General features: G+C 27.3%; 23 protein-coding genes and 1 riboswitch. Of the genes, 22 read left to right on the top strand and 1 reads right to left on the bottom strand.

What is annotated here, in order from left to right; genetic code table 11:
- Window positions 1–87 precede the first annotated feature (87 nt).
- From D3Z33_RS00455 to D3Z33_RS00470, 4 genes are all read left to right on the top strand, one after another.
- Entirely contained in the window at window positions 88–1,038 is a 951-nt protein-coding gene (locus D3Z33_RS00455; protein ID WP_160195835.1) for an RluA family pseudouridine synthase, read from the top strand.
- A 65-nt stretch (window positions 1,039–1,103) separates the two neighbouring features.
- Window positions 1,104–2,765, top strand: coding sequence for a nucleoside kinase (locus tag D3Z33_RS00460; RefSeq protein WP_243153382.1), 1,662 nt, complete (start codon window positions 1,104–1,106; stop codon window positions 2,763–2,765).
- 9 nt (window positions 2,766–2,774) lie between these two features.
- Window positions 2,775–3,692: a glutaminase A gene (gene glsA / locus D3Z33_RS00465; protein ID WP_160195836.1), complete on the top strand. Its 918-nt coding sequence runs from the start codon at window positions 2,775–2,777 to the stop codon at window positions 3,690–3,692.
- A gap of 65 nt (window positions 3,693–3,757) precedes the next feature.
- On the top strand, window positions 3,758–4,231 hold the full coding sequence (locus D3Z33_RS00470; protein ID WP_160195837.1) for an NUDIX domain-containing protein: 474 nt from the start codon (window positions 3,758–3,760) through the stop codon (window positions 4,229–4,231).
- A 3-nt stretch (window positions 4,232–4,234) separates the two neighbouring features.
- Here the strand turns inward: D3Z33_RS00470 and rodA are convergent, their stop codons facing one another.
- Window positions 4,235–5,371, bottom strand: a complete 1,137-nt coding sequence (gene rodA, locus D3Z33_RS00475; RefSeq protein WP_160195838.1) for a rod shape-determining protein RodA — start codon at window positions 5,369–5,371, stop codon at window positions 4,235–4,237.
- 168 nt (window positions 5,372–5,539) lie between these two features.
- On the opposite strand from rodA, the gene D3Z33_RS00480 reads away from it, so the two are divergent.
- From D3Z33_RS00480 to grdB, 18 genes are all read left to right on the top strand, one after another.
- Window positions 5,540–6,022 carry a DUF456 domain-containing protein gene (locus D3Z33_RS00480; protein WP_160195839.1) on the top strand — a complete coding sequence of 161 codons (483 nt, stop codon included), beginning with the start codon at window positions 5,540–5,542 and terminating at the stop codon, window positions 6,020–6,022.
- A gap of 15 nt (window positions 6,023–6,037) precedes the next feature.
- On the top strand, window positions 6,038–6,865 hold the full coding sequence (locus D3Z33_RS00485; RefSeq protein ID WP_160195840.1) for a deoxyribonuclease IV: 828 nt from the start codon (window positions 6,038–6,040) through the stop codon (window positions 6,863–6,865).
- 90 nt (window positions 6,866–6,955) lie between these two features.
- A complete protein-coding gene (locus D3Z33_RS00490) occupies window positions 6,956–8,134 on the top strand; it encodes a glycine C-acetyltransferase (protein ID WP_160195841.1) in 1,179 nt (392 codons plus the stop codon).
- 81 nt (window positions 8,135–8,215) lie between these two features.
- The gene (locus D3Z33_RS00495) at window positions 8,216–8,497 is read left to right on the top strand and encodes a DUF503 domain-containing protein (protein WP_160195842.1); all 282 of its coding nucleotides are present in this window, start codon (window positions 8,216–8,218) and stop codon (window positions 8,495–8,497) included.
- Between the two features lie 12 nt (window positions 8,498–8,509).
- Window positions 8,510–9,166 (top strand): endonuclease III, encoded by a 657-nt coding sequence (nth, locus tag D3Z33_RS00500; protein WP_160195843.1) that lies wholly within the window; start codon window positions 8,510–8,512, stop codon window positions 9,164–9,166.
- Between the two features lie 261 nt (window positions 9,167–9,427).
- Entirely contained in the window at window positions 9,428–10,348 is a 921-nt protein-coding gene (locus tag D3Z33_RS00505; protein WP_160195844.1) for an AAA family ATPase, read from the top strand.
- 10 nt (window positions 10,349–10,358) lie between these two features.
- The gene (locus D3Z33_RS00510; protein WP_160195845.1) at window positions 10,359–11,537 is read left to right on the top strand and encodes a DUF58 domain-containing protein; all 1,179 of its coding nucleotides are present in this window, start codon (window positions 10,359–10,361) and stop codon (window positions 11,535–11,537) included.
- 1 nt (window position 11,538) lies between these two features.
- Complete coding sequence (locus D3Z33_RS00515) at window positions 11,539–13,800, top strand: transglutaminase-like domain-containing protein (protein ID WP_160195846.1); 2,262 nt, start codon at window positions 11,539–11,541, stop codon at window positions 13,798–13,800.
- Window positions 13,790–14,611: a Cof-type HAD-IIB family hydrolase gene (locus D3Z33_RS00520; RefSeq protein ID WP_160195847.1), complete on the top strand. Its 822-nt coding sequence runs from the start codon at window positions 13,790–13,792 to the stop codon at window positions 14,609–14,611. Before D3Z33_RS00515 ends, D3Z33_RS00520 begins: the two co-directional genes overlap by 11 nt.
- Before the next feature lie 17 nt (window positions 14,612–14,628).
- A complete protein-coding gene (gene trmL, locus D3Z33_RS00525; protein ID WP_160195848.1) occupies window positions 14,629–15,099 on the top strand; it encodes a tRNA (uridine(34)/cytosine(34)/5-carboxymethylaminomethyluridine(34)-2'-O)-methyltransferase TrmL in 471 nt (156 codons plus the stop codon).
- Window positions 15,100–15,200: 101 nt separating this feature from the next.
- Entirely contained in the window at window positions 15,201–16,817 is a 1,617-nt protein-coding gene (locus D3Z33_RS00530; protein WP_201750373.1) for a Na/Pi cotransporter family protein, read from the top strand.
- Between the two features lie 80 nt (window positions 16,818–16,897).
- On the top strand, window positions 16,898–18,004 hold the full coding sequence (locus D3Z33_RS00535; RefSeq protein ID WP_160195850.1) for a DUF362 domain-containing protein: 1,107 nt from the start codon (window positions 16,898–16,900) through the stop codon (window positions 18,002–18,004).
- 102 nt (window positions 18,005–18,106) lie between these two features.
- Window positions 18,107–18,206, top strand: a riboswitch (glycine riboswitch).
- Between the two features lie 148 nt (window positions 18,207–18,354).
- A complete protein-coding gene (locus D3Z33_RS00540; protein ID WP_160195851.1) occupies window positions 18,355–18,726 on the top strand; it encodes a GrdX family protein in 372 nt (123 codons plus the stop codon).
- Window positions 18,727–18,801: 75 nt separating this feature from the next.
- Window positions 18,802–19,749 carry a thioredoxin-disulfide reductase gene (gene trxB / locus D3Z33_RS00545; protein ID WP_160195852.1) on the top strand — a complete coding sequence of 316 codons (948 nt, stop codon included), beginning with the start codon at window positions 18,802–18,804 and terminating at the stop codon, window positions 19,747–19,749.
- A 47-nt stretch (window positions 19,750–19,796) separates the two neighbouring features.
- Window positions 19,797–20,114, top strand: a complete 318-nt coding sequence (trxA, locus tag D3Z33_RS00550) for a thioredoxin TrxA (protein WP_160195853.1) — start codon at window positions 19,797–19,799, stop codon at window positions 20,112–20,114.
- Between the two features lie 54 nt (window positions 20,115–20,168).
- Complete coding sequence (locus tag D3Z33_RS00555; protein WP_160195854.1) at window positions 20,169–21,455, top strand: glycine/sarcosine/betaine reductase component B subunit; 1,287 nt, start codon at window positions 20,169–20,171, stop codon at window positions 21,453–21,455.
- Between the two features lie 38 nt (window positions 21,456–21,493).
- Window positions 21,494–21,970 carry a glycine/sarcosine/betaine reductase complex selenoprotein A gene (gene grdA, locus D3Z33_RS00560; protein ID WP_160195855.1) on the top strand — a complete coding sequence of 159 codons (477 nt, stop codon included), beginning with the start codon at window positions 21,494–21,496 and terminating at the stop codon, window positions 21,968–21,970.
- Between the two features lie 35 nt (window positions 21,971–22,005).
- On the top strand, window positions 22,006–23,313 hold the full coding sequence (grdB, locus tag D3Z33_RS00565) for a glycine reductase complex selenoprotein B (protein ID WP_160195856.1): 1,308 nt from the start codon (window positions 22,006–22,008) through the stop codon (window positions 23,311–23,313).
- The last annotated feature ends 49 nt before the right edge of the window (window positions 23,314–23,362 follow it).

The following is a 23,362-nucleotide window of genomic DNA, read 5'->3' on the forward strand; positions in this document are numbered from 1 at the left end:
TCTAGTTAATATGCAAAATATTCCTTGTATTAATGAGTAAATTAGTATTATTATAGTTATATACTATATAATAAGGGTTGGTATAATATGATAAAAATAAAAATTTCAGAAAATGAATCTGGACAAAGAATAGATAGGTTTTTAATTAAATATATGGATAAAGCACCAAAGGGATTTATTCAAAAAATGATAAGAAAAAAAAGAATTAAGCTAAATTCTAAAAGAGCATATCCGGATGATATTATAAATATAAATGATGAACTAAAATTATACATGTCTATGGAAACAATTAATAAATTTAGAAGTGATTATGAAGAAATAAAATCAAACATAAAATTAAATGTAATATATGAAGATGACAATATAATATTAATATATAAAAAGAAAGGTGACATTTCTCATTCACATTTAGATGATAAAGAAAGTATATCAAATGCATTAATTAAATATCTTATTGATAAAAAAGAATATAATCCTGAACTAGAAAAAACTTTCACTCCGGCAATATCAAATAGATTAGATAGAAATACATCAGGAATAATAATTGGAACTAAAAATTATAATGCACTTAAAAATATTAATAAAGCTATTAGAAATAGAAATATTGATAAATATTATAAAGCTTTAGTGTATGGTAAGGTAGAAAAAGAAATGTTATTAGAAAATTATATTATAAAGAATAGTAGAAATAATATGGTTGAAATAACTGATAAAAATGCTTCTAATGCTAAAAGGATTGAAACTAGAATAAAACCATTAGTGTTTAATGATGAATATACTCTATTAGAAGTTGAATTAATTACAGGAAGAACTCATCAAATACGAGCACATTTAAATTTTATTAATCATCCTATAGTAGGAGATAAAAAATATACAAATAAAAATATAAATAAAAATATAAAATTAAATTCACAATTTTTAGTATCATATAAAATTAAATTTAATAATTTAGATAGTGGGTTAGAATATTTAAATGGTAAATCTTTTGAGATACCATTAGAATATAAATATGATGAGATACTAAAAAACATTTTTTAGTGAAATTATTATTTTAAAAATATATTAGTATATATGTTAATTAATATAATTAAAGGAGTGATTAAATGGCTATAAATATTAGTATAGATGGAAATCAAAGCTTGAAATTTGAAAAAGGAATCTCAATAAAAGATGTTATTAAACAAGTTAATTATAAAATCCATAAAAATTATTTAAGCGTTCGTGTTAATAATGAAATTATGCACTTAGACTATAAACTGAATAAAGATACTGAAATTGAATTATTAGATATAAAGGATAAGGATGGCTTTAGAGTATATGTTAGAACTTTAACATTTGTATTTATAAAAGCTATAAAAGATATATTTAAAGATGCAAAGACAAGTGTAGAACATTCTCTAAGTAAAGGCTTATATATAGAAATACATAAAAAGGTAAGTATAACTCCAGAAGATTTAAATTTGATAAAGAATCAAATGAATAAAATCATAAAAAGTGATTTACCAATAGAAAGATTAGTTATGAAAACAAGTGAAGCAAACAAAATATTTAAAGAACAGGGAATGAAAGATAAATTACAGCTTGCAAAGTATAGAGAAAAAGACAATATTCATGTTTATAAATTAGATGGATATTATGATAAATTTTATGGTTATTTAGCTCCATCCACTGGTTATATAAAATCATTTGATTTAAAATACTATCATCCTGGGATAGTTTTACAGTACCCTAGAAAAGAATTTAATTATCAAATACCTGAATTTGAAGAACAAAATAAATTAGCTCAAATATTTAAAGAGTCAGAAAAGTGGGTAAAGATTTTAGAACTTGAAAATGTAGCTTCTTTAAATGAAAAAATTATGAATAAAGAAATTCCTGAGATAGTAAGAATATCTGAAGCATTTCATGAAAAAAAGATTGCAAATATAGCAGATAAAATATGTGATGATAAAAAGATAAAAATAATACTTATTGCTGGCCCTTCCTCTTCGGGGAAAACTACATTTGCTCAAAAGTTATACACGCAATTAAGAATTAATGGGAAAAGACCAATATCACTTTCTATTGATGATTATTTTGTTAATAGAGAAGATACTCCATTAGATGAAGAAGGAAATTATGATTTTGAGTCTATAGAAGCAGTTGATATAAAAAAATTTAATAATGATCTAATAAATTTATTAGATGGGAAAAAAGTTGATATACCCAAATTTGACTTTATAGAAGGTAAGCGTGAAATAAAGATAAAAGATTTTAGTATAGAAAAGGACCAACTAATAATTATAGAAGGTATACATGGATTAAATGAAAAGCTTACAAATAAGATTCCACATATGTATAAGTATAAAATATATATAAGCGCATTAACTCAATTAAATATTGATAATCATAATAGAATTCATACTACTGATAATAGACTCATTAGAAGAATAGTAAGAGATAGTATGTATAGAGGAAGAACTGCTGAAGGGACCTTAGAGTTATGGAAATCAGTAAGAAGAGGAGAAGAAAGAAATATATTTCCATACCAAGAAGAGGCTGATATAATGTTTAATTCTGCACTTGTTTATGAACTTGCAATATTAAGGAAATATGCAGAACCACTTCTACAAAAAATTGATAGATCAAGTATATATTTTGCAGAAGCAAAAAGGTTATTAAAATTTTTAATGTACTTTAAAATTATAAGGAATGATGATATAATTCCTTCTACATCAATATTAAAAGAGTTCATAGGTGGAAGTGCTTATAGGGAGGAAGAATAGGAAGGTATTATGGAGAATAAATTAAATAACATAATAAATAAAAGCAGATATATAACTAAAGAAGGTGAGGTTGCTACTTATATACCATCACTTGGAAAAGCAAATTCTACAGATTTAGGAATTTGTATAGCAGATATGGAAGGTAATATTTATAAATCAGGCAATTATAATAAAAAATTTACCATACAGAGTATTTCAAAAACTATTTCATTAATGTTGGCTTTAATGGATAATGGAAAAGAAGTTGTATTTGATAAAGTAGGGATGGAACCTACTGGAGATGCATTTAATTCTATTATAAAACTTGAAACTATAATGCCATCCAGACCCTTAAACCCTATGATAAATGCTGGGGCAATAGTTGTATCTTCTTTATTAAAAGGCAAAGACAAAGATGAAAAGTTTTCTAGATTACTAAATTTTATGAGAAAAATATCAGGAAATGACAAATTAGATATAGATGAAGATGTATATCTCTCTGAAAAAAGTACTGGAGATAGAAATAGAGCAATGGCTTATTTTATGAAAGATGTTGGGATAATAGAAGGAGATATTGAAGATATATTAGAGGTATACTTTAAACAATGTTCTATAAAAGTTGATTGTATAGACTTAGCAAAAATCGGACTATTTTTAGCAAATAAAGGAATCATTCCAGGAACTGGAGAACAAATTGTATCAGAACATATAACTAGAATTGTTAAAACTTTTATGGTAACTTGCGGAATGTATAATGGATCAGGAGAGTTTGCTATTCGTGTAGGTATTCCTGCAAAGAGTGGCGTAGGTGGAGGAATTATGGCAGCTGTTCCACATCGTATGGGTATAGGAACATATGGACCTTCTTTAGATGATAAAGGTAATTCTATTGGTGGGTACAAGCTATTATATGAATTATCAAGAGAGCTTAATTTAAGTATTTTTTAAATAATTATGTCAAAGTGCTATGGTCTTAAGTATTATATAATAAAAGATTATAGTATGGTGATGTTATGAAAAATAAAGTATATGGTAAAAATATTAATTTTCCAGAATTGGAATTTAACTTTGATAAAAATATTGATTTTTTAAAATATGAAAATTCAGTTATAGTACCTATATTTGAAGAAAAGCTAGTAATGTATTTTGATTCTATAAATCAAAGTTGGAAATTTCCTAAATCAAAGAGTAATGAGAATGAAAATATAATACAATCTTCAATAAGAGAAATATTTGAGGAATGTGGAGCTATAGCAGAATATATAAAACCAATTGGTTATTATAAATCAGTAGAACAGAATAATAGAAAAAAAATCTTGATATTTATTGCAAAAATAGCTATTTTTGAACCTAGACCTAGATGGAGTACCGATGATTTAGTAAAATTATTTGAGAAGTTACCAGATAAATTATCAGATCAAAATAATATATTGTATAGAACAATAATAAAAAATATTAAAGCAAAATGTGTACACATTTTGCTTTAATATTTAAAAGTTTATTTGGCTTTTTCTCATTGCTATACTAAATACAATACCCATTGCAACCATATTTGTGAGTAGAAAAGTACCTCCATAGCTAATAAAAGGTAGGGGGATTCCAGTTATAGGCATAAGACCTAGAGTCATCCCTATATTTTCTATGATATGAAAAGTAATCATAGCCGATATACCAATTACAGTAAGAGAACCAAAAGAATTTTTTGCTTTTTTTGCTATTAATATTAGTCTATATAATAATAATAGGAATAAAAAGATTAACAATAGTCCACCAACTAGTCCAAAAGCCTCTCCTATAACAGCAAAAATAAAATCTGTATGTTTTTCAGGTAACCAGCTTAGTCCTGAAAAACCACTCTTTTGAATCCATTCAAACTTTTCATTTAAATTACCATCAGAAGTTATAAATCTACCAATAAGTTTACCAGAGCCTATTGCAGTTTTAGATTGAGTAATTTGATATGCAGCTCCCATTGGATCTAGGGAAGGATCAAAAAATACTAATACCCTATTTTTTTGAAAATCATCTAAAAATCCAAACCATAATATAGGTAAACTAATAATTCCTGCTATAGCAGCATATATAATATATCTATAATTTAAACCTGCTACAAATAACATTACAGCTGTAAAGAACATAAATACAAGTCCTGTACCAAAATCATTTTCTACTACTAATAAAATTGGTATAAAAGCAAAAGTTAAAACTTTTATAAGTGTAAATATATTATTTATATCTTTTTCATTTTTTTCAATGAACTTTGCAAGAGATATGATTACTCCTAACTTTACAATTTCAGAAGGTTGGAAACTAAAACCTCCAATAACTAGCCAGCTATCTGCACCCCACTCCTCTGCTCCTGTACCAAATAGTACTACAGCTAAAAGTAAAGCATTAGATAATACATATATAGGGATATAAAGTTTACCAAATATATCATAATCAATGAGAGATAATATTATAATAGCAATTATTCCTATTATAAATGCAGCTATTTGACTTTTTAATGCTAGAATAGTTCCAGTTGCAATATATATAGAAAAAAATCCATATATTGTAAGTGTTAATATAATAAAAAGTAAAAAATAATCAAATCTTTTTAAAGGATTTCTATCAACCTTCATCATTTTAATAACTCTCCATTCTAAATATTGATAATAAAATTATATCATAAAATAAAAAATTATAAATAAGTATATAATATTTATAATATAGATTTAATATTTAAATTTATTTATAATATAAATTATGGGTATATTTATATAAGTAAGTAATATCTTTTAAGGAGGTTATATATGGATATAGTTCTAATAATTATATCAATGGTATTGATGTTTATTGGACTTATGGGAACATTTCTTCCTGCAATACCTGGAACTGGACTCATATTTTTTGTTGCATTAATATATGGAATAATAACTAGTTTTGAAAATTTATCTGTAATTAGTGTTATAATACTTTTAACACTTGCTATAATTACAATCATTCTTGATAATATAACTTCTTTAATAACAACAAAAAAAGTTGGGGGATCAAGATATGGTATAATAGGTGCTATAGTAGGTGGAATAATAGGGTTTTTATCCCTTAATTTTATAGGGTTAATAATAGGTCAATTTATTGGAACGATGATCGGAGAATTATTTGTTAGAAAGAGTATAAATGCTTCATTTAGAATAGGTTTTGCAGGATTTATTGGTTATCTTTTAGGAGTAGTACTTAATAGTACTATAGCAGTAATTATGATAGTTATATTTATTTTTGATGTTATTATATAGTAAGGAGATGATAATTTGATAATAGGAAGTCATTTATCAATTGCAAAAGGATTTAGCAATGCAGCTAAAGAAGCAGTTGAAATAAATGCTAATACATTTCAATTTTTCACAAGAAATCCACGAGGTGGAAAAGCCAAAGATTTAGATTTAGATGATATTAAAAATCTGAATACTATTAGAGAAGAGAATAACTTTGGAGTACTCTTAGCGCATGCTCCATATACAATGAATCCAGCTTCATATAAGGATAAAATATGGAATTTTGCAAAGTATGCAATGGAAGATGATCTTAAAAGATTAGATGTTATAGGCAATTGCTTATATAACTTTCATCCTGGAAGTCATACTGGAAAGGGCTCAGAATATGGAATAGATAGAATAGCAAAGCTATTAAATGAGGTTTTAAATGGAGATGAAAAAACTACTATATTATTAGAGGCGATGAGTGGTAAAGGAACTGAAATCGGTAGGAACTTTGAGGAGTTAAAATCTATAATTGATAAAGTGAAATACTCTGATAAAATAGGGGTATGTATTGATACTTGTCATATTTTTAGTGGTGGTTATGATATTGTTAATGACCTTAATGGAGTATTAGAAGAATTTGATGATATAATTGGATTAGAAAAATTAAAAGCAATTCATTTAAATGATAGTAAAATGGAATTTGGAAGCAATAAAGATAGACATGAAAAAATTGGTGAAGGAACTATAGGTTTAGATGCAATAATAAATTTTATAAATCATCCTAAATTAAAAGATTTACCGTTCTTTTTAGAGACTCCAAATGAATTACAAGGATATAAGAAAGAAATAGATATTTTAAAAACTAGGCGAAAATGATTATTTTTATAAGAAAATTTAATATTTTATATAGAGGAATTAGAAAATATTTATTGAATATATTTATATATAAATTAAGGAGGAATGTAAATGTCTAACACAGGATTTTTAGAAAAGAAAATCGAAGGGTTAAAAGATGAAGGAGTTTATAGAAAATTACCAATATTAGAAGGTGCTAATGAGGCAGAAGTAGTATTAAATGGACAAAAAGTTATAAATTTATCTTCAAATAATTATTTAGGGTTTGCAAATCATCCAAGACTTAAAAAAGCTGCAATAGAGGCAGTTGAAAAATATGGTGTTGGAGCTGGAGCTGTTAGAACAATCATAGGAAATATGGATATACATGAAGAATTAGAAGAAATATTAGCTGAATTTAAAAAAGAAGAAGCAGTTATGGTATTTCAATCAGGATTTAATTGTAATGCAGGTACAATACAAGCAGTTACAGAAAAGGGAGACCTTATAATATCTGATGAATTAAATCATGCTAGTATAATAGATGGTGTTAAATTAAGTAAAGCTGATAAAGCAATATTTAAACATTCAGATATGGAAGATTTAGAAAGAGTTTTAAAAGAAAAAAGAGAGAATTATAATAATGTACTTATAATTACTGATGGAGTATTTAGTATGGATGGTGATATAGCTAAATTACCAGAAATAGTTGAATTAGCTGAAAAATATAATGCGATGACTTATGTAGATGATGCACATGGTTCAGGAGTATTAGGTAAAAGTGGAAGAGGTACTGTAGATCACTTTAATCTTCATGGGAGAGTTGACTTTACAATAGGTACACTTTCAAAAGCTATAGGTGTAATAGGTGGATATGTTGCTACAAGCAAATCTGCTCAAGAATGGTTAAACCATAGAGGCAGACCAATTCTATTTTCAACATCACTTCCTCCAGCAGCTGTAGGAGCAATAATAGAAGCAGTTAAAATATTAATGGAAACAGAAGAATATACAGATAAGTTATGGGATAATGCAAAATACTTTAAAGAGAAGTTAGGGAAATTAGGGTTTAATACAGGAAAAAGTGAAACTCCTATAACTCCTGTTATAATAGGAAATGAAGCTGAGTCAATGGAATTTAGTAAAAAGCTTAAAGAAGAAGGCGTATTTGTTTCAGCAATTGTATTCCCTACTGTACCAAAAGGAACAGGAAGAGTAAGATGCATGGTTACTGCTGGACATACTAAAGAACAATTAGATAGAGCAGTTAATGCTTTTGAAAAAGTAGGAAAAGAGATGGGTATTATATAAATATAAAGGGCACTTTAAGTGCTCTTTTGTATTATCTAAGAAATTTATATAATAAGCTAAGTTTTAATTGAGGTGGCATATATGATAATAGGGGTATGTAGTGTAGATTTACTTATATATAGTACTAATTCTCTTAAAGAAAAAAGACATGTAATAAAAAGTATAATTGGTAGAATTAAATCAAGATTCAATGTGTCTATTTCAGAAGTGGATAATAATGATAAATGGCAAGTATCTACAATTGGATTTTCCATTGTAACAAATGATGTAAGTCATGCAAATAGTACTATATCAAATGTATTAAATTTTATAGAACGAGATAGTAGAATAGAAATAACTAATCATTTTATAGAAATACTTTAAGTGGAGGCAAACATGAGAAAAAAGTTAAATAAATTAGAAACAAAGGAAGTATTAGAAATACTTAAAAATTTATATCCTGATGCGAAATCAGAACTTAATTTTACTAATCCATTTGAGCTTTTAATAGCTACTATTTTATCCGCTCAGTCTACAGATAAAAGAGTTAACTCAATAACAAAAGATTTATTTAAAGAATACAAAACTCCTAAAGATTTTTTATCTTTAACTACAGAAGAACTTGGAGAAAAAATAAGAAGTATAGGCTTTTTCAGAAATAAGAGTAAAAATATATTAAGCACTTGTAAGATTCTTTTAGAAGATTATGATGGAGAAGTTCCTAAGACTAGAGAGGAACTTATAAAGCTACCAGGAGTAGGTAGAAAAACAGCTAATGTAGTAATAAGTAATGCTTTTGGTAAAGATGCCATAGCTGTAGACACTCATGTTTTTAGAGTATCTAATAGAATAGGAATAGTTAAGGCTAAAAATGTTGATGAAACTGAAAATCAGCTTATGAAAAATATAGATAAAGATTTATGGTCAGATGCACATCATTGGCTAATTTTCCATGGAAGAAGAATTTGCAAAGCAAGAAGTCCAAAATGCAGTGAGTGTCCTTTGACTAATCACTGTTTATATTATAAGAATGTAATTCAAAAAGAAGGATAATTTCATAAATATATTTATCTTGGAATAGTATTTAATATTATACTATTTTAGGAGGTATTTATGAAAAGGAATAAAATATGGAGAAAAAAACAAAATTTAATAAGTTTTATGATAGTAGTAATATTTATAGTTGTTATCATAAAACTTATAATATAATAATGTAAAATTAAAAACTCTTGATTAATCAAGAGTTTTTAATTTTTTAAACTAATGATATAATAATTATAATATTATGACAAATAATTAAAAAAGAGGGGTAATATGAATAAGCACATAGAGAAACTGATAGAGAATATAGATAAAGTTATTTTTGGAAAACGAGAAGAAATAATGTATATAATAACTTGTTTGATCTCAAATGGACATGTACTTTTAGAAGATGTGCCTGGTGTAGGTAAAACTAATTTAGTACATGGTCTTGCAAAATCATTAAATAGTAGCTTTGGTAGAATACAGTTTACACCTGATTTATTACCTTCTGATATTACTGGAGTATCTATTTTTAACCCTAAGACTACAGAATTTGAATTTAAAAAAGGACCTGTATTTTCAAATATATTATTAGCAGATGAAATAAATAGAACTTCACCTAAGACTCAATCAAGTTTGCTTGAAGCTATGCAAGAAAGACAAGTTACCATAGAAGGTAAGACTTATTTGTTAGAATATCCATTTATGGTGCTTGCAACTGAAAATCCTATTGAATATGAAGGTACTTTTCCTCTTCCAGAAGCTCAATTAGATAGGTTTATGATGAAAATGAGTTTAGGATACCCTGATAGTGAGAGTGAGAAAAGAATACTTAGAAATTATACTAATATAACTCCTTTAGAAAATCTATCACCTGTATTAACACTTGATGATATAGCAAGAATGCAAAGAGAAGTAACAGATGTATTTGTATCTGAAGAAATAGAAGATATGATTATAGAATTAGTAAATAATACTAGAAATCATAAAGAAATAAAACTTGGAATAAGTCCAAGAGGCTCTTTATTAATATATAAAGCAGCTAAGGCCTTTGCATATATAAATGGTAGAGATTTTGTTTTGCCAGATGATATTAAAAAGCTATATTTACCTGTGTTTTCTCATAGAATAATTTTAAAACCAGAATCTAGATTTAATAATATAAGTACAGAGTCAGTTTTAAATAGTATATTTTATAAATTAAATATATAAAGAGGTTAAAATGAGAAGAAAAATATTGATTTATATATTATTATTAATTCTTTTTATATTTGCTATATTTGTAGGTGGTAAATTTCCTTACTTACTTTTATTTATTGTTATAATCATATTAATATATTCCCATTTTTCTATTTATAAAAACAAGAAAAACTTAGAAGGAGTTTTTTGGACAAATAAAGATAAATTTATAAGAGGGGAAACTATAGAAATAGAATATAAAATATATAATGGGGGATTATTTCCAATTCCATATGCTGAATTAGAGCAAAATTTACATGAAAATTTAATTGAACAAAAAGATAATACAAGAGTTTATTTCATAAAGTCTTTTGATTATATTAAATTTAAAAAGAAATTTAAAGCAAATCATAGAGGGGTATATGATTTAGGAATCTTAAATATTATTTTAGAAGATATATTTGAAATATCAAAAGTTAATATAACAATTAAAGATCCATTAAAAATAACAGTGTTTCCAAAGGTTTATAATATAAAAAATATAAATTTATTAGGTAAGGAATTTTTTGGGTCTGATAAGACAAATGAAAAACATAACGAAGATTATTCTAATATTAAAAATTTAAGAAAATATAACTCAGGAGATAGTATAAAGAGAATTCATTGGAAAACTAGTGCAAGAAAGGGAGAATTTTTTGTTAAAAATTATAATACCTCATCTAACCTAAATATTAAGTTATTTTTAGATTTTCAAATAGATAAATTCTCTAATGATGATAAATTTTTAGAAGAGAGATTAGTAGAACTTACATCAAGTATTATATATTTTACATTAACAAAAGGAATTGAAACTGAATTTATAACATATTCAAATGAAAAAATAAATTTAAAATTAAATAATGTATCTGTTTTTAATCATTATTTAAATTCTATAATAAGTATATTTCCTAAAAGTAATAGAAGAATTTCAAATATTATTTCTGAAGAAATAAATACTACATCTATTGGAACAACTGTTATAATAGTTACTATAGATATAGATGAAAATATGATTAAAACAATTTTTAATATAAGAAAGAGAGGTATAAATGTTACATTATTTATAATTAAAGATAGTTATTCAAAAATTGATGAAGAAAAAATTTCTAATTTGAGAACACTAAAAGTAATAGTATATAAACTTTTTAATGGTGAAAATATAGAAAAGATTTTAGGTGAATAATTTGGATAAAAAATTAAATTATTTGTATAAATTAATTTTTACTTTCATAATTAATTTAACTATAATAAAAGTAACGTTAGAGGCTTTAGAAGGTGAAATGGATTTAAATGCAGTTTTAATTGTATTTATAACTACAATAATAACTCTAATAGCAGGTTTGATTTTTGACAAAAAACCTATAATATTAGCTATATTATTAGGAGGAATTATTTCATTTTCAATTATATTAAAAATATATTATAATCCTATTTTCAATTCATTAATTGAGAATATTAGCAATTTCTTTATATGGACAAGTAGATATATAAGAAATGATAATGAATTTATTAAATCTTATTTTAATATTTTTATTATGTCTTTAAGCTTAATAGTAACTTCATTAATATATATTACAGTTTTTAAATTTAAGAGAATGTATCCTATTATAATAATGGCAACTATTTTCTTTTTATATAGGTGGTTTTGGTATCAAGATAGTGCTTTCAATACTTATTATATATTTATTATTACAATTTTAGCATATTACATCATTAATAGGTTTAAAATTAAAAATGGAATATGGGAAAGGGAAAACAAGGATATTAGTAATTATAGAAAAAAGTATCTTTTTTTATATTCCTGTTTTATTTCTGTTATAATAGTTTTAATTGCATTTATACTTCCAAAAGATTATTCTCCAATAAAATGGAGGTGGATGGATAATAAAATTCAATCAAGTTTTCCAGAAGTAACAGAGTGGAGAAATGACTTGAAAAAATCTGAAGGTTATGGAGAAAGTTTAGAATTTGATTTAACTTTTACACCTTATCAAAATCAGGAAAAAAGACTTGGAGGAGATATTGAAATTGATAATACTTTAGTTATGGAAGTAGAATCAGATAGACCTTTATATTTAAAGGGGATAGTAAAAGATGAATACACAGGTTTTTATTGGAGAAGTTCAGAAGATTTTACTGAAAAGTATACTAAAGGAGAAAATATAGAATTAAATGATGTAAATTTAGATAATAGTTCTTTTTTAGAATATAAAGTTAATTATGTAAATCTTACAACATCAACTATTTTTACCAGCTATATACCTAAACAGATAAATTATGAAGAAGAGTTTTATGTAAGTAATGAATATGAAGCATACACAAATAAAGTTATATTAAACGAAAAAGGGTACAGTGTAGAATCAAGAATACCTTTTTTTGATAAGTCCATGATAAATGAAACTTACAATAAAGATTATAAATATTTAAAGCTTCCTAATACAGTAACAAATAGAACAAAAGATTTAGCTTTAGAGATAACGAAAGATAAATTTAATGATTATGAAAGAATGTTATCTTTACAAGGTTATCTTAGAGAAAATTATGGGTATTCACTCACCCCAGGAAATGATAAGTATGAAGATTTTGTAGATAATTTTATTTTTGAAAAAACAGAAGGATATTGTACTTATTTTGCATCAACTTTAGCTGTAATGGGAAGAACATTAGATATTCCCACTAGGTATGTGGAAGGGTTTATAACTGGAGATAAAAATGAAGAAGGTATATATGAAGTCTATAGTAAAAATGCTCATGCATGGGTAGAAGCATATATAAGTGGATATGGATGGATGATATTTGAAGCAACACCAGCATATGAAGCTCCGAATTCAGAAGAAAGAATTGAAAATGAAAGAATAGACCAAGAAGCAGATAATGAAACTAACCCAAATTCGATAAATAGAGATGATAAATTACAAGAGATACTTGAAGAAGAAAGATTAAATGAAGATAGTGGAAATATAAACTTAACTAATAATGATAATTCTAAAAATTTAGTGTTAAAATCTATATTATGGATAGTTTTCATTATTATTATATTTGTAATAGCTATAATTTCACATCTTATGATTCGTAAAAAAATTCATATTCAAAAAATGAAAAATTATAATTCTGTTCAAAAGATGAAATTTTATTATAAAGAGATATTAAATACTTTAGATTATTTAGGGTATTCTAAAGTAAGTGGTGAAACTGAAAAAGAATTTAGTAGTAGAATAAATATAAATGAAAGGGTAAATGAAAAATTAAATTACTTTATTAACATTTATATTTTTACTGTATATGGTAATAAAGAATTATCAAATGAAAAAGAAGATAAAATTAAACAAATTATTAAATATTTAGAAAAAGAAATTAAGATAGAAAAAGGAACATTTAAATATATTATGTTCTTTTTAAGAAAAAGAATTTTATATAATAAAGGAGTAGAAGAATTTGAAATATAAATTAATAGCAATTGATATGGATGGAACATTATTGAATAATGAAGAAAAAGTTTCTGAAAGAAATAAAGAAGCTATAATGGAGGCAACAAAAAAAGGTGTACAAGTGGTAGTATCAACAGGCAGAATATTTTCTTCAGCTACTTACTTTGCAAAACTAATAAAAGTAGTTACACCAATAATAGCTTGTAATGGTGCATATGTAAGTGAATATCACAGAGATAATATAATACTTGAAAATCCTATAAAAAATAATGATCTTAAAAATATTATAGATACTTTAGAAAAAAATAATCTTTATTATCACTTTTATGATAATGAGAATTTTTATACTAAAGATTTAGAATATAATTCTTTGAAATATTATGAGTGGAATAAAAAACAAGATGAAGAAAATAAAATTAATATACAAATAGTAGAAGACCCTTTAAGTTTTGTAGAAAAAGAAAATATTAAAGTATATAAAATTGTTGTTATGGATAATGATATGGAAAGGATACAAAATTCAAGAATAGAATTATCAAAAAACAAGGAAATAGAAGTAGTTAGCTCATGGCATGGGAGTTTGGATATAATGTATAAGGGCGTATCAAAAGGTAAAGCTTTAAAACAACTTTGTAATTTATATGATATATCAAGAGAAGAAGTTATTGCAATTGGAGATAATGAAAATGACTTATCTATGTTAGAATATGCGGGAACATCTGTTGCAATGGGAAATGGAATAGATATTGTAAAAGAATATGCAACATATGTAACAGATACCAATGACAATGATGGAGTAGCAAAAATAATAGAAAAATTAGTATTATAAAATAAAGGAGATAAGTTATGAGTATTAATATAGTTTTATTAGAACCAGAAATACCACAGAATACAGGGAATATAGCAAGAACATGTGCAGCTACAGGTTCGAAATTACATTTAATAAGGCCACTTGGATTTTCTTTAGAAAATAAATACCTTAAAAGAGCAGGTCTTGATTATTGGAATTTATTAGATATATATTATTATGATAGCTTTGAAGAATTTAAGCAAAAAAATGATTCAAATAAGTTCTTTTATGCTACAACTAAATCTAGTAATTCCTATACTGACATGAGTTTTAGTAATGGGTGCTATATTATTTTTGGTAAGGAAACTAAAGGTATTCCTGAAGAAATATTAAATGAAAATAAGGAAAAGGCTATGAGAATTCCTATGATTAAAAATGAAAATGCAAGATCACTTAATTTATCTAATTCAGTAAATATAATCGCATATGAGGCATTAAGACAAATAAATTTTCCGAATATGATTTAAATTTCACATTTAGATTTAACATAGATTTAACATAACTCAATATATTTTATTGTATTATAGTACTTGTGCGTAAAATATTTAATTGATTAGGAGGATTGCGAATGAAGATTCTTATCGGTGTATTAGGAGGACTCGCCTTATTTCTATATGGTATGAATATGATGGGAATGGGACTTCAAAAAGTTGCCGGAGATAAAATGAAAAGTCTTATAAGTATACTTACTAAAAATCGTTTTATTGGCGTTTTTGTAGGAGCTTTAGTGACAATACTTATACAAAGCAGTAGTGCAACAACAGTAATGGTTGTAGGATTTGTAAATGCAGGAATCATGAATTTAAGTCAAGCAATAGGAATTATAATGGGTGCAAATATTGGTACAACATTTACTGCACAACTTATAGCATTTAAACTTACAGATTTAGCTCCTCTTGTAATAACAATTGGGGTAGCAATATGGTTGTTTACATCTACAAAAAAATATAAGGAAATTGCAGAGGTTTTAATAGGATTTTCTATACTTTTCATGGGTATGGATTTTATGAAGGAAGCATTATCTCCACTTCAAGAGTCTCAAGTTTTTGTAGACATATTAAGCAATTTAGAAAATCCTGTATTAGGATTATTAGCAGGGTTTGGATTAACAGTAGCAGTACAAAGCAGTAGTGCTTCTATGGGACTTTTACTTGCACTTGCAAGTCAAGATTTGATAACTTTAGAAATGGCGTTACCAATACTTTATGGTGAAAATATAGGAACATGTACAACAGCTTTATTATCAAGTATAGGAGCTAGCAAAACAGCTAAAAGAGCAGCAATTATGCATTTATTATTTAATATAATAGGGACATTATTATTTATGATTATACTTCATATACCAATTGAATATATAGTAACAAATATTTCAGATGATCCACAAAGAAGAATAGCTAATGCTCATACAATATTTAATATTACAAATGTTTTAATTCAATTACCATTTGCAGGATTTATTGTAATGGCAGCTAAAAAATTAGTTCGTGGTGAAGACGCAGAAGTAGCTGGATTAAAATATTTAGACTCTAGAATAATAGAAACACCTTCAATTGCTGTAGGAATGGCATCTAGAGAAGTTTTAAGAATGGGTAAAATAGTAAAAGAGAACTTAAATACTGCAAAAAAAGCATTCTATAATAATGATGAAAAATTAACTATAAAAGTTTTTGAAGAAGAGAAAAGAATAAATCAATTAGAAAGAGATATAACGGAATATTTAGCTGAACTTACTAGAGCATCATTAACATATGAACAACATGGAACATTAACTACACTTTTAAACACTGTAAATGACTTAGAGAGAGTTGGTGATCATGCAGATAATATGGCAGAGCTTGCTCAATATCGAATAGATAATAAAGTTAAATTGTCCGACAGTGCATTAGACGAGCTTCATAAGATGTTTGAAAATGTAGAAGACGCATTCGCATTATCCTTAACAGCATTTAAAACTGCTGATGAAAAAATGGCAAGAAGAGTTATAGAATATGAATCTGTAATTGATAAAATGGAACAAAACTACAGAGCAAATCATATTAAGAGATTAAATGATTTTACTTGTAATCCTACATCAGGAATTGTATTTCTAGATACAATAAGTAATTTAGAAAGAATTTCAGATCATTCTTCTAATATAGCTTTATCAATAATTGATGCAATAGAAAATAAAGAAGTAAAACAATGATAAAAGAACCTAGTATAGGTTCTTTTTTTATAATATAATAGAATCGAAGAATTAATAAATGTTTAATGGGGGTTAGATTTATGAAAAGTAAAGTTTACTTTATTGATTTCAAGGCAGACAAAGAGCAAGATAATATTCATAATAAGTTAAAGAGATTATTTGATAAAGCAGGAATAAAAAAAATATTAAGCAAACAAGATATTACAGCAATTAAAGTTCATTTTGGAGAAAAAGGAAGACATGCTTATTTACATCCAACATTTGCAAGACAAATTGTAGATAAAGTAAAAGAATATGGAGCAAGTCCATTTTTAACTGATACCAATACTCTCTATACTGGTAGTAGAACAAATAGTGTCATACATATAAAAACTGCAATTGAAAATGGATTTGCATATCCAGTAGTAAATGCACCAATTATAATAGCTGATGGATTGTATAGTAAAAATTCTATTGATGTAGAAATAAAACAGAAAAATTGTAAGACAGCAAAAATTGCAGGTGATATTTATAATGCAAATTCTATGGTTGTATTAAGTCATGTAAAAGGACATGGGATGGCAGGATTTGGAGGAACTATAAAGAATTTAGCCATGGGATGTGCTTCTGCAAGTGGTAAACAAATTCAACATTCAGATGCAAAGCCATCTGTATCTAAAGATAAATGTATATCTTGCGGGATATGTTCTAGAAATTGTCCAGTAGATGCTATAGATGTAGAGGACAAGGCAAACATAGAACATGATATTTGTATTGGGTGTGGAGAGTGTACTACAGTTTGTCCTACAAGAGCTATAGAAGTTAAGTGGGAGACTGACTCTAATGTTTTCTTAGAAAAAATGGCTGAATATGCATACGGTGCTGTAAAAAATAAAAAAGAAAAAGTAGCTTATTTTAATTTTATTATGAATGTAACCCCATTATGTGATTGTGTACCATGGAATGATGTACCTATAGTAAATGATATAGGAGTACTTGCATCATTTGATCCAGTTGCAATTGATAAAGCAAGTATTGATCTTATAGATAAAGCTGTAGGAAATAAAGATAGTAAGCTTTCTCATAATCATACTAATGGTGATGATAAATTTAAATCAATACATAATATAGATGGCAAAAAAATATTAAATTATTGTCAACAAATAGGACTAGGTAGCTTAAATTACGAACTAATAAAAGTTAAGTAGATAATTTTTTAACAAAAACACAAAAAAACTTATAAAAAGTATTGTATTATCTATAACAATATATTATAATGTAATTGAATTAGAGAATTGAATATTTGCCAAATGAAAATTGCGGAAGAGATCATATATTGGCGCCGAAGGGGTAAGCTATAGAAAGCCAAACTATAGTGAAACTTTCAGGCAAAAGGACCGTTTTTGGATGGCACTCTGAAAAGCGAAAGCACCGAAGGAGCAACTCCTTATATGGAAGAATCTCTCAGGTCAAGAACAGAGCATAGGTACCTTGGGTGCTTATGTTCTTTTTTAATACATTTTAAAAAAACCTTTTCCTAAGGTTGAGGAGTGAAAAAATGACAGAGTATATAATAACTAATAATCCATTAGTACATAAAAAATATAATGAAAAGTTCAAAGTAGATTATTTGGAAATATCATATATGAAAGTCTTAAAATATGTACGAGACAAAATACATGTAGGACATAAGTTATTAACACATCCTTTATCGGGTAGCATCAAGCCTAATGAGACACCATATAAATCAATTATAATATCTAAAGAAACTAATACATTAGATATAGAGTCATTAATGGTGATAGAAGATTCCATAGTTACAGCAGATAAATTTATAAATAAAATTGGAAATAGAAAATATGATGAAAATTCTTTAGAAGATTTTAAAATTGTAGATTTATCATTAATAGATAATTGTGTTAAGAAATAATAAAAATTGTTTAAAGATCTTTGTGTTAAGGTATAATTTACAATAAGGACTATATTATAAAAAGGAGTTGTAACAATGAATAAAATTTACGATGTAATTATAATTGGTGCAGGACCAGCTGGTCTTTCTGCAGGATTATATGCAGGAAGAGCAAAACTTGATACTTTAATATTAGAAAAAGAAAAGGCTGGAGGACAAATTGTAACTACTGAAGAGTTAGAAAATTATCCAGGTTCTATTGAAGATCCTACAGGACCTAAGTTAATAGCTAGAATGGTAGAACAAGTAGATAGCTTTGATGTAGAAAGAAAAATTGATGAAATTACAGAAATAGATTTAGAAAAAGAAATAAAAGTAGTTAAAGGAAGTAAAGGTGAATATCAAGCTAGATCTGTAATAATAGCAGCTGGAGCTAAACCTAGACTTTTAGGATCACCAGGAGAGAAAGAACTTACTGGTAAAGGAGTTTCATATTGCGCTACATGTGATGCAGCATTTTTTGAAGATTTTGACGTATATGTAATTGGTGGAGGAGACACAGCAGTTGAAGAATCACTATTTATATCTAAATTTGCTAGAAAAGTAACTATAGTTCATAGAAGAGATGAACTTAGAGCTGCAAAATCTATTCAAGAGAAAGCATTTAAAAATGATAAAATAGAATTTATTTGGGATACTGAAGTAAAAGAGATAAAAGGTGATGGTATCGTTGAATCAATGGTACTTAGAAATAAAAAAACAGGTGAAGAAACTGAAATAGTTGCAAATGAAGATGATGGTACATTTGGAATATTTGTATTAGTAGGATATCTTCCTCAAAGTGATTTATTCAAAAATGTAATTGATATGGATGACAGAGGTTACCTATTAGGTGATGAAAATATGCATACAAATATTGATGGAGTTTTTGTTGCGGGAGATATAAGACAAAAATCTCTTAGACAAGTAGTAACTGCTACATCAGATGGTGCAATTGCAGCAATTCAAGCTGAAAAGTATATTGGAGAAAATTTTGAGGAATAATATTTCTCATTATTTAATAAAGAACTATTTAAAAGGAGGGTATAAAAATGTTAGAGGTAGATAAAAAAACATTTGAAGAAGAGGTTTTAGAAGCAGAGGGTTATGTATTAGTAGACTTTTGGGGTAAAAGTTGTGAACCTTGTAAAGCACTTATGCCACATATTGAAGAATTAGAGGAAAAATATGCTGATAAAATCAAGTTTGTAAAACTTGATACGTCTTCAGCTAGAAGACTTGCTATAAAACAAAAAGTATTAGGTCTTCCTACAATTACTATCTATAAAGATGGAGAAAAGCAAGATGAGCTTACCAAGGAAGATGCTAAGCCAGGAAAAATTGAAGAAATGATAAAAAAATATATATAAATTTTCTAAGACTATTAAATAGTCTTAGCCAAACAAAAAGAGGAGGTGAAATGTATGCGCCTGGAATTAGGTAATATCCATATTAAGGATGTTCAATTTGGAGAAGAAACAAAGGTTGATAATGGCGTACTTTATGTAAATGAGAATGAGCTTAAGAATCTATTATTAGAGGATGAGAACATTACTAATATTAGCATAGAGATGGCTAGACCAGGTGAAAGCATTAGAATTACACCTGTAAAGGATGTAATTGAACCTAGAGTTAAGGTAGAAGGTTCTGGAGGAATTTATCCAGGAGTATTATCAAAGGTAGGTACAGTGGGTTCAGGAAGAACTCATGTCTTAAAGGGAGCAGCAGTCGTAACAACTGGTAAAATAGTTGCTTTTCAAGAAGGAATTATAGACATGAAAGGACCTGGAGCTGACTATACACCTTTTTCTAAGCTAAATAATGTTGTTATTTCTATTGATGTTAAAGAAGATCTAAAACAACATGAGCATGAAAAAGCACTTAGAATGGCAGGACTTAAAGCTTCTAAATATTTAGGAGAAGCTGGTAAAGATATTGAACCAGATGAGGTTAATGAGTATGAAACTTTACCACTTTTAAAAAGTGTAGAAAAGTATCCTGACCTTCCAAAAGTTGCATATGTACAAATGCTTCAAAGTCAAGGTTTAATGCATGATACATATGTATATGGTGTAGATGCAAAGCAAACTCTTTCTACAATGATTTATCCAACAGAAATAATGGATGGAGCAATAATTAGTGGAAATTGTGTTTCTGCTTGTGACAAAAATACAACTTATCACCACTTAAATAATCCAGTAATTCATGATTTATTTGAAAAACATGGAAAAGAAATAAATTTTGTTGGTATGATCATAACAAATGAGAATGTTTATCTTGCAGATAAGGAAAGATCATCTGATTGGTCAGCTAAATTAGCAGAATATCTAGGATTAGATGGAGTAATCATTTCTCAAGAAGGTTTTGGTAATCCAGATACTGATTTAATCATGAACTGTAAGAAGATTGAAGATAAAAATATTGACACTGTAATAATAACAGATGAGTATGCGGGTCGTGACGGAGCAAGTCAATCTCTTGCTGATGCAGATCCTAAAGCTGATGCTGTTGTAACAGGTGGAAATGCTAATGAAACTATTGAATTACCACCAATGGATAAAATTATAGGTCATGTTAATGTAGTAGATACTATTGCTGGTGGATTTGATGGAAGTCTTAAAGAAGATGGTAGTATATTTGTAGAAATACAAGCAATAACTGGTGCTACCAATGAATTAGGATTTAACAAGTTAACTAGTAAAGGATATTAATATAAAAAATATAATTCACAATAGAAAGGATGTTAAAGATGAGCTTATATGATGGCAAAAAAGTTGTTATTATAGGGGACAGAGATGGAATTCCTGGTCCTGCTATGGAAGAATGCCTAAAATCAACAGAAGCGGAAGTTGTGTTCTCATCAACTGAGTGTTTTGTCTGAACTGCCGCAGGAGCAATGGACTTAGAAAATCAAAAGAGGGTTAAAGATATTACTGAAAAACACGGTGCAGAAAATGTAATCGTAGTTTTAGGTGCTGCTGAAGCAGAAGCTGCAGGATTAGCTGCAGAAACTGTAACAGCTGGAGACCCTACATTTGCTGGTCCATTAGCAGGAGTCCAGTTAGGACTTAGAGTATATCATGCTGTAGAACCACAATTCAAAAATGAAGTAGATGAAGAAGCATATGAAGACCAAATTGGTATGATGGAAATGGTTCTTGAAGTAGATGAAATAATTGAAGAAATGAAAGATATAAGAGAAGAATTTTGTAAATTTGATGACTAATAAATACACCCGAAAAATTCGAGAGGGGGGAAATAATGAGTAAATTAAAAGTAGTTCATTACATTAACCAGTTTTTTGCTGGTATTGGTGGTGAAGAAAAAGCAGATTATAAACCAGAAGTAAGAGAAGAAGTAGTAGGTCCTGGTATGGAACTTGCTAAAAGATTAGGTGATGAAGCTGAAATAGTAGCTACTATAATATGTGGTGACTCATATTTCAATGAAAATTTAGAGGAAGCAAAGTCTGAAGTTTTAGATATGGTAAAGAAGTATGATCCAGATTTATTCGTTGCAGGCCCTGCTTTTAATGCAGGTAGATATGGAGTAGCATGTGGTACTATAACTGCTGCTGTGAAAGAAAACTTAAATATTCCTGTATTAACTGGAATGTATGAAGAAAACCCTGGTGCAGATATGTTTAAAAAGGATGTATATATAGTAAAAACTAAAAATAGTGCAGCAGGTATGAGAAAAGCAATCAAGACAATGGTGCCTTTAGCTTTAAAACTTGCTAAAGGAGAAGAAATAGGTTCTCCAAAAGAAGAAGGCTATATGCCAAGAGGTATTAGGAGAAATTATTTTGCTGATGAAAGAGGATCAAAGAGAGCTGTAGATATGCTCATCAAGAAGTTAAATAATAAAGAATTTGAAACAGAATATCCTATGCCTAGTTTTGATAGAGTAGATCCAAACCCAGCAGTTAAGGATATAACTAAGGCTAAAATAGCATTAGTTACTTCTGGAGGTATAGTACCAAAAGGAAATCCTGATCATATAGAATCATCAAGTGCATCAAAGTACGGTAAATATGATATAGATGGTGTACAAGACTTAACATCTGAAACATATGAAACTGCACATGGTGGGTATGATCCTGTTTATGCTAACGAAGATTCAGATAGAGTACTTCCAGTAGATGTATTGAGAGATTTAGAAAAAGAAGGAAAAATCGGAGAACTTCATAGATATTTCTATACAACTACAGGTAACGGTACAGCGGTTGCAAGCGCTAAAGCCTTTGCAGAAGAATTTTCAAAAGAACTTTTAGCTGATGGTGTAGATGCTGTTATATTAACTTCTACCTGAGGCACCTGTACACGTTGCGGTGCAACAATGGTAAAAGAAATTGAAAGAGCAGGACTACCAGTGGTTCATATATGTACAGTAGTTCCTATTTCATTAACAGTTGGAGCAAATAGAATTGTTCCTGCAGTTGCAATACCTCATCCACTTGGAAATCCAAGTTTAGAAAGCAATGATGAGAAAGCAATTAGAAGAGATTTAGTTGAAAGATCATTAAAAGCTTTAGAAACTGAAGTAGATGGACAAAAAGTATTTGAATAAAATTTAGGGTGATAGAAATATCACCCTTTTTAAAAACCAATAAAATTTA

Origin of the sequence: Senegalia massiliensis (genome assembly GCF_009911265.1) — a bacterium.
In the GTDB taxonomy this organism is placed as follows: Bacteria; Bacillota; Clostridia; order Tissierellales; family SIT17; genus Anaeromonas; species Anaeromonas massiliensis_A.